The sequence below is a fragment of the Methylobacterium oxalidis genome, from assembly GCF_007992195.1.
GTDB lineage: Bacteria > Pseudomonadota > Alphaproteobacteria > Rhizobiales > Beijerinckiaceae > Methylobacterium > Methylobacterium oxalidis.
The window spans coordinates 17,511-28,821 of the sequence record NZ_BJZU01000126.1 but is presented as its reverse complement, the minus strand read 5'-3'; the positions used below and the strand labels follow the sequence as shown (position 1 = coordinate 28,821).

General features: G+C 70.1%; 14 protein-coding genes and 2 tRNA genes. 7 read left to right on the top strand and 9 right to left on the bottom strand.

Translation table 11 applies throughout. The annotated features are described in order from the left end of the window. Positions 1-673, top strand: a 673-nt coding sequence (locus tag MOX02_RS24185) for a flavin monoamine oxidase family protein (protein WP_174804962.1), incomplete at its 5' end; no start/stop codon positions are given. 379 nt (positions 674-1,052) lie between these two features. Here MOX02_RS24185 and MOX02_RS24180 read toward each other — a convergent pair. Further along, positions 1,053-1,128, bottom strand: a tRNA-Lys gene (locus MOX02_RS24180). 315 nt (positions 1,129-1,443) lie between these two features. Between MOX02_RS24180 and MOX02_RS24175 the strand changes: the two genes are divergently transcribed. Beyond that, the gene (locus MOX02_RS24175; protein WP_147028378.1) at positions 1,444-3,639 is read left to right on the top strand and encodes a sensor domain-containing protein; all 2,196 of its coding nucleotides are present in this window, start codon (positions 1,444-1,446) and stop codon (positions 3,637-3,639) included. On the opposite strand, the gene tgt is transcribed toward MOX02_RS24175, so the two are convergent. Then, on the bottom strand, positions 3,528-4,685 hold the full coding sequence (gene tgt / locus MOX02_RS24170) for a tRNA guanosine(34) transglycosylase Tgt (protein WP_147028377.1): 1,158 nt from the start codon (positions 4,683-4,685) through the stop codon (positions 3,528-3,530). The two genes, MOX02_RS24175 and tgt, sit on opposite strands and share 112 nt — an antisense overlap. Positions 4,686-4,724: 39 nt before the next feature. Further along, positions 4,725-5,819: a tRNA preQ1(34) S-adenosylmethionine ribosyltransferase-isomerase QueA gene (gene queA, locus MOX02_RS24165; RefSeq protein WP_147028376.1), complete on the bottom strand. Its 1,095-nt coding sequence runs from the start codon at positions 5,817-5,819 to the stop codon at positions 4,725-4,727. A 177-nt stretch (positions 5,820-5,996) separates the two neighbouring features. On the opposite strand from queA, the gene MOX02_RS24160 reads away from it, so the two are divergent. Next, complete coding sequence (locus tag MOX02_RS24160) at positions 5,997-6,206, top strand: hypothetical protein (protein WP_147028375.1); 210 nt, start codon at positions 5,997-5,999, stop codon at positions 6,204-6,206. 161 nt (positions 6,207-6,367) lie between these two features. Continuing rightward, a complete protein-coding gene (locus tag MOX02_RS24155; protein ID WP_147028374.1) occupies positions 6,368-7,255 on the top strand; it encodes a cation diffusion facilitator family transporter in 888 nt (295 codons plus the stop codon). 15 nt (positions 7,256-7,270) lie between these two features. Here MOX02_RS24155 and lipB read toward each other — a convergent pair whose 3' ends face one another. Then, positions 7,271-7,990 carry a lipoyl(octanoyl) transferase LipB gene (gene lipB / locus MOX02_RS24150; RefSeq protein WP_147028373.1) on the bottom strand — a complete coding sequence of 240 codons (720 nt, stop codon included), beginning with the start codon at positions 7,988-7,990 and terminating at the stop codon, positions 7,271-7,273. A 70-nt stretch (positions 7,991-8,060) separates the two neighbouring features. On the opposite strand from lipB, the gene MOX02_RS24145 reads away from it, so the two are divergent. Further along, positions 8,061-8,366: a FliM/FliN family flagellar motor switch protein gene (locus MOX02_RS24145; RefSeq protein WP_147028372.1), complete on the top strand. Its 306-nt coding sequence runs from the start codon at positions 8,061-8,063 to the stop codon at positions 8,364-8,366. A gap of 123 nt (positions 8,367-8,489) precedes the next feature. Continuing rightward, a tRNA-Leu gene (locus MOX02_RS24140) sits at positions 8,490-8,574 on the top strand. Here the strand turns inward: MOX02_RS24140 and MOX02_RS33000 are convergent. Then, positions 8,530-8,817: an HNH endonuclease gene (locus MOX02_RS33000; RefSeq protein ID WP_373866782.1), complete on the bottom strand. Its 288-nt coding sequence runs from the start codon at positions 8,815-8,817 to the stop codon at positions 8,530-8,532. The genes MOX02_RS24140 and MOX02_RS33000 overlap by 45 nt on opposite strands. On the opposite strand from MOX02_RS33000, the gene MOX02_RS32375 reads away from it, so the two are divergent. Next, entirely contained in the window at positions 8,749-8,898 is a 150-nt protein-coding gene (locus MOX02_RS32375; protein WP_238179880.1) for a hypothetical protein, read from the top strand. The two genes, MOX02_RS33000 and MOX02_RS32375, sit on opposite strands and share 69 nt — an antisense overlap. Before the next feature lie 116 nt (positions 8,899-9,014). Here MOX02_RS32375 and MOX02_RS24130 read toward each other — a convergent pair whose 3' ends face one another. The 4 genes from MOX02_RS24130 to MOX02_RS24115 are packed head-to-tail and all read right to left on the bottom strand — an operon-like array spanning position 9,015 to position 11,212. Next, a complete protein-coding gene (locus MOX02_RS24130) occupies positions 9,015-10,058 on the bottom strand; it encodes a tyrosine-type recombinase/integrase (RefSeq protein ID WP_147028371.1) in 1,044 nt (347 codons plus the stop codon). Beyond that, positions 10,048-10,293 (bottom strand): hypothetical protein, encoded by a 246-nt coding sequence (locus MOX02_RS24125; RefSeq protein WP_147028370.1) that lies wholly within the window; start codon positions 10,291-10,293, stop codon positions 10,048-10,050. The genes MOX02_RS24130 and MOX02_RS24125 overlap by 11 nt, the downstream gene beginning before the upstream one ends. Beyond that, on the bottom strand, positions 10,290-10,601 hold the full coding sequence (locus MOX02_RS24120) for a hypothetical protein (RefSeq protein ID WP_147028369.1): 312 nt from the start codon (positions 10,599-10,601) through the stop codon (positions 10,290-10,292). Before MOX02_RS24120 ends, MOX02_RS24125 begins: the two co-directional genes overlap by 4 nt. Continuing rightward, on the bottom strand, positions 10,598-11,212 hold the full coding sequence (locus MOX02_RS24115; protein ID WP_147028368.1) for a hypothetical protein: 615 nt from the start codon (positions 11,210-11,212) through the stop codon (positions 10,598-10,600). The genes MOX02_RS24120 and MOX02_RS24115 overlap by 4 nt, the downstream gene beginning before the upstream one ends. Positions 11,213-11,311: the final 99 nt, after the last annotated feature.

Sequence of the window (11,311 nt, the reverse complement as noted above, 5' to 3'; positions counted from 1 at the left end):
GATCGCCTTGAACGCGCCCGTCTCGAAGATCGACCACGGCTGGGCCGGCCAGGTTTGGCTGGAGACCGCGCGCGGGACCTTGCGCGCGCGGGCCGCGATCGTGACCGTGCCGACGAACGTGCTGGCAGCGGAGGCCGTCCGCTTCGATCCGCCCTTGCCGGACAAGGTCGCGGCAGCGCAAGGACTGCCTCTCGGCCTCGCCAACAAGGTGTTCCTGCGGCTCGACACGCCGGAGGAGTTCCCGAAGGATGCCCACCTGATCGGCAACCCTCGGGCAAGTCGAACCGGAGCCTACCATCTTCGTCCCTTCGGCCGCCCAGTGATCGAGGGCTACTTCGGCGGCACGCTGGCTCGGGCGCTTGAGAAGGAGGGCGACGCTGCCGCCGAGGCCTTTGCGCTCGACGAACTCGTGGCTCTTCTCGGCGAGGGCTTTCGAAAGAGGGCTCGACTGTTGGTCTGCACCACGTGGGGTAATATGCCCACGATCGGCGGCTCGTACGCCGTCGCACGACCTGGATCTGCAGGGCAGCGGGCGGTTCTGGCCGCGCCGGTCAACGATCGCCTCTTCTTCGCGGGCGAAGCCACCTCGCCCGACGCCTTCACTACGGCCCGCGGAGCACATGCCTCTGGGCTGACCGCAGCAGAGCAAGCGCTGGCGCTGCTGCGACCTTGACCCTGCGCATCTCCACCATAACGCTCAATCGACGAATGGCAGCTTTCGAGAAGCCGTCCGGGTCGGCTGAATGGCAACTATGGGCGCAAGGCGGAACGTCTGCTTCTCGACTGGGAGCCAAGGTTCAGTTGTGGCTGACGGCTGACTGAGACGCTGCCAGGAGCACTCGTGCAATTAATTGCACCATGGCCGGAGCGCTCAAGGCGGGTTTCCGCATCTTCCGCCTTGATGGACACCTCCCAGAAACCGACAGCACTGAGATCGAGCGCATCAACCGGCGTCCGTATGACCGAACTCTGCCGCTGCTCCGAATGCGGACACAGTGCGGACACGACTCTCGAACCAGGAGCCGTGTCGCCTGCTAACTCATTGAAGATATTGGTGAGCGCGCTGGGACTCGAACCCAGGACCTACAGATTAAAAGTCCGTTGCTCTACCAGCTGAGCTACGCGCTCGCATCCGCCGCGGGCAGGGCACGAGGGCCGAGTTCGGGGAGGCGTGGCCCGCAATAGGGGAGCCGCTGCGAGGGGTCAACCAGCGCCGCCCGCCCCTGCAAGCCGCCATTGCGCCCCCGCATCCCTCCATGCAGGACCGGCCGGGAGAGGGCGGAACTATCGTAGCGATTTTTGCGCGAGCGTTGATTGCTGGCCCAGGAGGCGGGACAGATTTTCATCAATCGAGCCGCCTGCCCGGCATCCGTTCGACTCCACCGTAACCGAACCGTCTACCAGTCCTGTGGTCCAATCGGGCTTCCAAAAGGACCCGATATCATGGCCGCCGCCGCCGACTGCAACGCGCATGACGCGAACCTGATGTACCGCCTGCTCGTGCAAGGCGTGACCGACTACGCGATCTACATGCTCGATCCGCAAGGGGAGATCACCAACTGGAACGCGGGGGCCGAGCGCGCCAAGGGCTACCGGGCCGAGGAGATCGTCGGGCGGCACTTCTCGTGCTTCTATGCCAGGGACGAGCGCGCCCGCGGCGTCCCGCATCTCAACCTGGAGATCGCCCGCCGGGAAGGACGGTTCGAGGCCGAGGGCTGGCGCCTGCGCAAGGACGGCACCCGCTTCTGGGCGCATGTCGTGATCGACGCGATCCACGACGACGGAGGCCACCTTGTCGGGTTCGCCAAGATCACCCGCGATTGTACGGAGCGCCGCCTGCAGGCGGCGCAGCTCGAGGAGACCTCCGCCAATCTCGATCTCGCCCTGTCGCATATGTCTCAGGGGCTGTGCCTGCTCGACGCGCGGCGGCGCCTGATCCTCTGCAACGGCCGCTTTCGCGAGATCCTCGATCTCGACCCGGCGCTGACGCGACGCGGCACGTCCCTCGCGGCGATTCTGCGCCGCCTCGCCCGCGACGGGCACGCGGATGCCGGTCCGGGTCGGGCGCGGCGGCTGTCCCGTCTCCCCGGCGCGGCGTCCCTCGGCGCTGACGTCACGCACCGCGGACGGGTCATCGCTGTGGTGGCGCGCCCGCTGCCGGCCGGGGGCTGGGTCTCCACCGTCGAGGACGTGACCGAGCGGCGCCGGATCGAGAGCCGAATCCTCCACATGGCGCACCACGATGCCCTCACCGGCCTTCCGAACCGGGCCGCCTTCGGAGCGCATCTGGAGCGCGCCCTGGCGGTCGGGAACGAGGTCGCCGTGCTCTGCCTCGATCTGGACCGGTTCAAGGCCGTCAACGACACCTTCGGACACCCGGCCGGCGACGCGCTCCTGCGCACGGTGGCCGAGCGCCTGAGGACGGTCCTGCATGGGGAGGGCATGATCGCCCGGCTCGGCGGCGACGAATTCGTGATCGCCCTCGAGCGGCCCCAGGGGCTCGCCCGCGTCGAGGCCCTGGCCGAGCACATCATCGCCGCGATCGGACGTCCCCTCGACATCGGCGGGCATCTCGCGCATGTCGGGGTCAGCATCGGCATCGCGCTGGGCCCGCGGGATGGCACAGGCTCGGACAGCCTGTTCCGCAACGCCGACATCGCGCTCTACGGCGCGAAGGCCGCGGGGCGGAACACCTGCCGCTTCTACGAGACCGGCATGGCCGCCGCAGCGGCCGCCCGCAACCTGCTCCAGCTCGAGCTGCAGGATGCGGTGCAGTCCGGTGGGTTTCGGCTGCACTACCAGCCCGTCATCGATCTGCGGGGTGGCGCCGTCACCGGCTTCGAGGCGCTCCTGCGCTGGCCGCATCCCCGGCGCGGCCTGATCTCGCCGGCCGAGTTCATCCCGCTGGCCGAGGAGACCGGCCACATCACCCGCCTCGGCGCCTGGGTCCTGCGCGAGGCCTGCCTGGAGGCCGCCGCCTGGCCGGGGACGGCGCGCGTCGCGGTCAACGTCTCGACGGTTCAGTTCGCGCGCCCGGGCCTGGAGGAGGCGGTCGTCCTGGCGCTCGCGGTCTCCGGCCTCGCGCCGCAGCGGCTCGAACTCGAGATCACCGAGACCGTGCTGATGGGCGACAGCGAGGCGGTGATCGCCTGCCTGCACCGGCTCCGCGACCTCGGCGTGCGCGTCGCCCTCGACGATTTCGGAACCGGCTACTCCTCGCTCAGCTACCTGTGCCTGTTCCCCTTCGACCGGATCAAGATCGATCGTTCCTTCGTCCGCGAGATCGGCCGGCCCGAGAACGCGGCCATCGTGCGCGCGGTCCGGAGCCTCGCCGCCGACCTCGGCGCGGTCGTGACCGTCGAGGGGGTCGAGACGGAGGAGCAACTCGCCTTCGTGCGCCGGCTCGACTGCGAGGAGGTGCAGGGCTTCCTGTTCCGCCCACCCGTGCCGGCCGCGGATGTCCGGGCCCTCCTGGCCGACCCCGCGCCGTTCCTGGCGAGCGCTTCGGGCGGAGACGAGGGGCTTTCCTACTCGGCCCGCTCGGCCTCAGCCCGCGCCCAGGCCTCGCGGGTCTCTGCCGCGAAGTCGGCGAGCCGCCCGGTCCGGATCGCCGCCCTGAGGCCCGCCATCAATTCCTGATAGTATGCGAGATTGTTCCAGGTCAGCAGCATCATGCCGAGGATCTCGTCCGAGCGGACGAGATGGTGCAGGTACGCCCGGGAATAGTCGCGGGCGGCCGGGCAGGCGGAGGTCTCGTCGAGGGGTCGCGAATCCTCGGCGTGGCGGGCGTTCCGCAGGTTGACGCGGCCGTGCCGGGTGTAGGCGAGGCCGTGGCGGCCGGCTCGGGTCGGCATCACGCAGTCGAACATGTCGATGCCCCGCTCCACCGAGCGCATCAGGTCGTCCGGCGTGCCGACGCCCATCAGGTAGCGGGGCTTCGCGCGCGGCAGGTGAGGCTCGACAGCCTCGATCATGGCGAGCATGACCGCCTGCGGCTCGCCGACCGCGAGCCCACCGATCGCGTAGCCCTTGAGGTCGAGATCGACCAGGGCCCGGGCGCTCTCGATCCGGAGCGCGGGCACGTCGCCGCCCTGCACGATGCCGAACATCGCCTTGCCCGGCTGCTCGCCGAAGGCGGCGCGGCAGCGCTCGGCCCAGCGCAGGGACAGGCGCATCGCCCGCTCAATCGCCTCCGGTTCCGCCGGCAGGCGCACGCACTCGTCGAGCTGCATCTGGATGTCGGAGCCGAGGAGCCCCTGGATCTCGATCGAGCGCTCCGGGCTCATGTGGTGGGCCGTGCCGTCGATGTGCGAGCGGAAGGTCACGCCCTCTTCGTCGAGCTTCCGGAGCGCCGACAGCGACATCACCTGGAAGCCTCCGGAATCGGTGAGGATCGGCCCGTCCCAGCGCATGAAGCGGTGCAGCCCCCCGAGGCGGGCCATCCGCTCGGGGCCGGGACGCAGCATCAGGTGGTAGGTGTTGCCGAGCACAACGTCGGCGCCCAGGTCGCGGACCTGCTCCGGGTACATCGCCTTGACGGTCGCGGCGGTGCCGACCGGCATGAAGGCCGGCGTGCGGATGGCGCCGCGGGGCATTGTGATGGCGCCGGTGCGGGCCGCCCCGTCGGTGGCGTCGACGCGGAAGGCGAAATCGGGGGTCGGCTCGGGTCGGGCGGCGTCTTGCATCGGGGGCTCGGGGTCGGGCGGCATCGAAGGCTTCCGGCGTCAGCGCGGATCGGCCGGGAAGAGCAGGCTCGAATCGCCGTAGGAGTAGAAGCGGTAGCCGGTTCGGATCGCGTGGGCGTACGCCGTCCGCATGGTCTCGAGGCCCGAGAAGGCCGAGACCAGCATGAACAGGGTCGAGCGCGGCAGGTGGAAGTTCGTCATCAGGGCGTCGACCGCCCGGACCGGCACGCCCGGCGTGATGAAGATCTCGGTCGGCCCCGAGAAGGGGCGCAGCCGTCCCTCCGCGTCCGCCGCGCTCTCTAGGAGGCGCAGGGCCGTGGTGCCGACGGCCACGATCCGGCCGCCGCGGGCACGGACCGCGTTGAGGGCCTCGGCCGTGTCCGCGTCGAGGTGGCCGATCTCGGCGTGCATGCGGTGGTCGGCGGTGTCGTCGGCCTTCACCGGCAGGAAGGTTCCGGCCCCGACATGCAGCGTCACGGTGTGGCGCGAGAGGCCGGCCGCGTCGAGTACCGCGAGGAGGTCCTCGGAGAAATGCAGCCCCGCGGTGGGCGCGGCGACGGCCCCGGGCTCCCGCGCGTAGACCGTCTGGTAGTCGGTGGCGTCCCGCGCGTCGGCCGGGCGCTTGCCCGCGATGTAGGGGGGCAGCGGCAGGGTGCCGAGCGCGGCGATCCGCTCGTCGAGGACGGGACCCGAGAGATCGAAGCGGAGCACGATCTCGCCGCCCTCCCCCTTCGCCACGAGCTGCGCTGCAAGTCCGCCGAGCTCGCAGGGCGCACCCTCCCGGTGATCGCCGAAGCGCAGGACGTCGCCGACCGCGAGGCGCTTGCCCGGCCGCGCGAAGGCGCGCCAGCGGTCCGGCGCCTCGCGCAGGTGCAGCATCACCTCCGCCCTGAGGCCAGCGGCGCCGGGGCGCGTGCGCAGCGCCGCGAGCCGGGCCGGGATCACCCGCGTGTCGTTGAAGACGAGGGCGTCGCCCGGGCGGAGCAGGCCCGGCAGGTCGCGCACCCGCCGGTCTTCCAGCGGTGGGACACCGCCGGGGCGCACGACGAGCAGGCGCCCGGCATCGCGCGGCTCGGCCGGCCGCAGCGCGATGCGCTCCTCCGGCAGCTCGAAATCGAACAGATCCACACGCATGGGGCGCTGAAGAGCACGGTTTGGCGGAGCCGATCAATGCGGCGCGTGGCACGGCTGCCCTTCCGTCAGCCTCTGCGGCCGATCGGACTCGGCGCCGGGCAGGACCGAGGGCCACGGACCGCTTGACCGCGCCGCGCGCCGGTACACCATGCGCGCCTCATCGTGGGGAGGCGAACCGTGCAGGACGGCAGGTACAGGCGGCGGACCCGCGAGACGCTCGATGCGCAACTCGTCGGCTACTGGGACCGGGAGGCCGCGCGCCTCGACGCGCTCGCCGAGCGGGCGCGCTTCGGCTGGATCGCCCGGCGCTACCGGCGCAAGGCGGCCCAGGCCCGGGTCCAGGCCGAGCGCAGCCGGATCCGCGAGGCGGCGCGCGGCAACGCCTGATCCGGTTCGGCTCCGGAGCCGGTCGCCTGTCCGCGGGGTCGATCCGGGACCGCCCTATAGCTGCGGCTATCACCTTTGCCGTGGCCTTCCGGGGCGGCGCCGTCCTATGTGCGGGCGACGAGGCCGGGCCGCAGCAGCCCGGCCCTGCCCGGACCCCCCGCATGGAACGCACACAGAAAGCCGCTCTCGCCGGCGTCGGCGTCGGCGCCCTCGTCACGGCCCTCAAGTTCGGAGCCTTCTGGCTGACGGGGAGCCTCGCGCTCTACTCGGACGCCCTGGAGAGCATCATCAACGTGGTGGCTGCCGCCTGCGCCTTCGTGGCCCTGCGCGTCGCGGCGACGCCCCCCGACGCCGACCACCCGTACGGCCACCACAAGGCCGAGTACTTCTCGGCGGTGATCGAGGGGGCGCTCATCATCGTGGCCGCGCTCCTGATCCTGCGCGAATCCTATCACGGCCTTCTGGCCCCGAAGCCCCTCGACACTCCCCTGCTCGGCCTCGCGGTGAACGGCCTCGCCACCCTCCTCAACGCCGCCTGGGCGACGACCCTGATGCGGCGGGGGCGGGCCTGGCGCTCGCCCGCCCTCGTGGCCGATGCTCGGCACGTGCTCGCCGACGTGTTCACCTCTCTGGGCGTGCTCGCCGGCGTCGCCCTGGTGGCGTCCACCGGCTACCTCGTGCTCGACCCGGTGGTGGCTGGGCTCGTGGCGCTCAACATCCTCTGGTCCGGCTGGGGCATGGTGCGGGAATCGATCGACGGCCTGATGGACCGGGCTGCCCCCCCGGAGATGGTCGAGCAGATCCGCGCCCTCATCTCGGCTCACGGCGCCGGGGCGCTGGAGGCTCACGACGTGCGCACCCGCCACGCCGGCCAAGCGACCTTCATCGATTTCCATCTCGTGGTGCCGGGCGAGATGACGGTGGCCGATTCCCACGCCATCTGCGACCGGCTGGAGAGCGTGATCGAGGGCGCCATCGAGGGCGCGGTCGTCGTCATCCACGTGGAGCCCGGAGACCACGCCAAGCAGCGCGGCGTGCCCGTGCTCTGAGGCCGAGCCCGCCCGTCAGGGCACGAGCACGGTCTCGCCGAACACGGCCTCGAAGGCGGCCCGCAGCTGCATGTCGACCTCGGGCAGGCTCACGGGATGGCCGAGATCGACGAGGCTCGTCACCCCGTGACCGCGGATGCCGCAGGGCACGATGCCGGAGAAGTGCGCGAGATCGGGCTCCACGTTGAGGCTGATGCCGTGGAAGCTCACCCAGCGCCGCACCCGGATGCCGATCGCCGCGATCTTGTCCTCGGCGCCCTCCCCCTTCTCGGGCCGCCGGACCCAGACGCCGACCCGGTCCTCCCGGCGCTCGGCCCGCACGTTGAAGGCGTCGAGCGTGGCGATGATCCAGGTCTCGAGCGCCGCCACGTAGGCGCGCAGGTCCGCCCGGCGGCGGGTGAGATCGAGCATCACGTAGGCGACGCGCTGTCCGGGCCCGTGATAGGTGAACTGCCCGCCCCGCCCCGTGCGGTGAACGGGAAAGCGGCCCGGCTCGACGAGATCCGCCTCGCGGGCCGACGTGCCCGCGGTGTAGAGCGGCGGGTGCTCGAGGAGCCAGACGCATTCCGGTGCCCCCCCGGCCCGGATGGCCTCGGCGCGGGCCTCCATCTCGGCCACCGCCGCCTCGTAGGGCACGAGTCCCTCGCTCACCCGCCACGCCACGGGCGGCGAACCCGGTCTTGGCCGGAAGTCGGCGGGCGCCGTGGCGAGGCGGGAGGCGTCGGCGTTTACCAAGGCTTCACCATGATGCGTGGACAGTCATGCCCGGAGCCGGCCGTCGCCGGCCGGACGGGGCGTGCGTCGCGTGGCGGTTCTCGAAGACCTCAAGGTCGATCTTACGGTCGTTCTCGGGCGCAGCCACATGCCGCTGCACATGCTGCTGCGCATGGGCCGCGGCGCGGTGATCGAGCTCGAGTCGACCGAGTCCGATATGGTCGAGATCCTCGCCAACGACCACCCGATCGCCCGCGGCCAGATCGTGGTGACGGGCAACCGCATCTCCGTGGAGGTGACGGAGCTGATCCGCAAGGCCGAGGTGATCCGCACGCCGGGTGTCAGCATCGGCGACGGGGCGGTGCCGCTCTTGGAGACGGGCGCCGATCTCACCTAAGATGCAACGCGGCGCTTGTCGGGGCGGATTCGATCTGTTATCCGCTGCGCCGCTCCCCGAGAAACGGCCCGCTCCGATGCGGCCCGCCCGATCCGGGAGCCACGGCCCTCCAGGGGTGCCGATGCGGCCATGGCGGAATTGGTAGACGCGCTAGCTTGAGGTGCTAGTCCCGCGAGGGGTGGAGGTTCGAGTCCTCTTGGCCGCACCAACTTGTTTTTGTTGGTGTTTTTCCCCTCACCTTCCCGAGACTGGCGACGAGCCGACCGGGTTTTTGCAAAATCTTTGGACGGCTTTCGTCACTTAGCTTCTGCATCTGTTCCTCGAACCACGCATCGAACTCTCGCTCACGCCGCCGCTGGAAGGCCGCTTGCAGGTTCTCTGTATGGGTCACGTGGCGCAGATTGCCGCGACGGTTGTTGAGCCCGTCGCCGTCCTCATGGTCGACCTCCAGCTTCCTTCGCCTGCCGACGATCAGGTGGTGCATGAATACCCACCGCTTGCTGATCCGGGTCTTGGCGTAGAGCGTCAGTGATCCCTTCACGCGATGGACGTACCAGGGATGATCGGCGAGATGCAGATCCTCGTCATCGACTATGGCAATAAGCCCCTGGTTCTTCGGCGAGCGCCATCTGAGTGGGATCTCGGCCATCAGCTGCTGCCTCGGGCGTTTCGGCGGTGGGCATCGAGCTTCACGATCGCGCTCTGCGCCAGAGCCTTCGTGCGCGCCAGATAGACTTCCAGGATTTTGTTCACCGACGCGAGGGTGTGGCCCGTGATGGTCGCGATCTCCTGCGGCGTGCAGCCGGCCTCCGAGAGCATCGTCACGGCTGTGCCGCGCAGGTCGTGGAAGTGCAGATCGTCGGTGATCTTGGCCCTCTCGAACACGGCCTTCCAGGCATGGTGGAACGCGCTCTTCGTCCAGGATGAGCCGTCGGCCTTCGTCAGGATCGTGGTGGCGCGGCGCGGCGCACTGTCGAGCGCCTGTCGCAGCGCGACGGTGCCCGGGATCCAGACGCGGCGCCCGCCCTTCCCCTGCCGCATCGTGATCGCCTGCCCGTCGTAGGCCGACCAGGGCAGCCGGAGCAGGTCGCCCTGCCGCTGGCCGGTGTGGAGCGCGAGCAGCAGCGCGAGCTCGATCTCGAGGCTCGCCACCGCCTCGAAGGCCGCGACGTGCTCGGGCAGCCAGATCAGCTCGGCCCGGCTGCTGCCATAGGCGCGCTCGAAGGTGGCGATCGGGTTGTGGCTGAGGTGCCCGCGGTCGTGACCCCACGAGAACACCCGAGCGAGGGCGGCAAGCTTGTTGTCGGCCGCGCGCGGCTGTGTCTCGGCGAGGCCGTCGTGCCAGCGCAGGAAGATCGCCCGGCTCTTCGGGTTCTCGACGTGCTTGAGCGGCGTCGTGCCCCACTTCGCCTCGCACGCCTTTAAGTTCAGGGCGCCGATTGTGCGGGTCGATTCTGCGAGCTTCTTCCACTGCTGCGAGTCGCAGTACTGGCGGATCAGCCAGGAGACCGTGCCGGCGCTGCGTTCCTGGGCGGCCGCCCTCCCCGCCTCCTCGAACGAGGCAGCGAATTCCGCGGTGCCGGGCTCGCCCCTGAGGCGCTTCCCGGTCGCGCGGTGATAGTAATAGGTCTGGGTGGTGCCATTGGCCGCGGGGTAGCGGACAGTGTTGATGCCCTTCAGCTTAACCCGCATGGCTCGCCGCCCACTCCTCGAAGGATGCTTCGGCAGTCTCCAGAAGTCCTGAGCGTCGATCAAGCGCGCGGTCGATTGCTTTTCGATCCCACCGCGTCGTGCCGGTCATGGCGCGCGGGACTATGCCGCGCCGAACCCAATCGTCGAACGCCGCCATCGACTCGCAGCCGCAGTACTCAGCCGCCTGCTCGCGGGTGAGCCCGCGCGGGACGAGGCCGATCGGCAGACTGGTCACCCTGCCCTCCCCTCTGCGATCAGCGCGCGCAGCCGTTCCACGGCCCCCTCCATGCGCTTCTCCGCCTCGATCGCCTCGTCGACGGCCTCAGCCTTCACGGCTGCATCGGCCGCGTCGTGCGCCTGGACGGCTGCGCGGGCGGCGGCGCGCAGGTCGCTCAGCACGGCAGCCTCGACGCCCGCCCAGATCGCGCGCGCCTCCGGCCCGAGGTCCGCCCAGGCCGGCGAGATCCCGCGGGGCCCGAGCGGGAAGCCGGCGAATCGCGCCTCGTAGGCCGTTCGGCCGGGCTCCGGCCGCGAGCTCGTCATTGCTCGTCTCCGAACGGGATGGCGGGTGCCGAATAGTCCAGAGCGACGAGCCGGCCGTCGAGCATGCCCCAGTCCGAAGCCTTGTACTCGAAGGGCTCATCCTCTCCGCCCGGCACGTAGTCCCAGTCCGGATACGTGTCGGCTGCGAGATGCGTGGCGGCCTCTTCATCGCTCAGCGGGCGGGCTGCTCGCATCACCAGCACCCATCCGTCGAAGAGGCTTTGGACCACAGGGCAGAGCATCTCCTTCCTCTCAGGGGTGGCCTCACTCCAGATTCGCTCCTCAAACAGGTTGCAGGCGCGATGCTCGGCGGAGCGAGCGATCTTGAAGGCGAAGTCCCCGGCCACGACGACCACCCGGGTTGAGCCTGTCGACGACACAAATCCCGGCCGCTCGCGCTTCGGCCGATCCTGGGCGAACAGATCCGGCTTCTCGGCCGCCGCCTGCGCGCGGTAGTCCGCCGCAATCGCCTCCATGCAGGCGATCTCACGGTCGGCGTCGGCCTGCTTCATGCGGTTGCTGGCGACCAGGCCGGCATAGACCCGGTGGCGCTGGCGCACCTCGCGCTCGGCGCACCGGAGCTTGTCGGTGGCGGTGAAAGTCTGAGACATCACAACCTCCACGTAGATGCGTCGGTCAAGTAGTAGACAGATCGAAGCGACGCGTTGCTCGCGCAACAAAATATCGCTCAGGTTGCGGGCTAATCTTAA

Excerpts from the sequence above, each read along its gene's own strand:
- MOX02_RS24175 (WP_147028378.1), top strand. The coding sequence starts at position 1,444 with ATGGCCGCCGCCGCCGACTGCAACGCGCATGACGCGAACCTGATGTAC.
- tgt (WP_147028377.1), bottom strand. The coding sequence starts at position 4,685 with ATGCAAGACGCCGCCCGACCCGAGCCGACCCCCGATTTCGCCTTCCGC.
- queA (WP_147028376.1), bottom strand. The coding sequence starts at position 5,819 with ATGCGTGTGGATCTGTTCGATTTCGAGCTGCCGGAGGAGCGCATCGCG.
- MOX02_RS24155 (WP_147028374.1), top strand. The coding sequence starts at position 6,368 with ATGGAACGCACACAGAAAGCCGCTCTCGCCGGCGTCGGCGTCGGCGCC.
- MOX02_RS32375 (WP_238179880.1), top strand. The coding sequence starts at position 8,749 with ATGGGTCACGTGGCGCAGATTGCCGCGACGGTTGTTGAGCCCGTCGCC.
- MOX02_RS24130 (WP_147028371.1), bottom strand. The coding sequence starts at position 10,058 with ATGCGGGTTAAGCTGAAGGGCATCAACACTGTCCGCTACCCCGCGGCC.
- MOX02_RS24120 (WP_147028369.1), bottom strand. The coding sequence starts at position 10,601 with ATGACGAGCTCGCGGCCGGAGCCCGGCCGAACGGCCTACGAGGCGCGA.
- MOX02_RS24115 (WP_147028368.1), bottom strand. The coding sequence starts at position 11,212 with ATGTCTCAGACTTTCACCGCCACCGACAAGCTCCGGTGCGCCGAGCGC.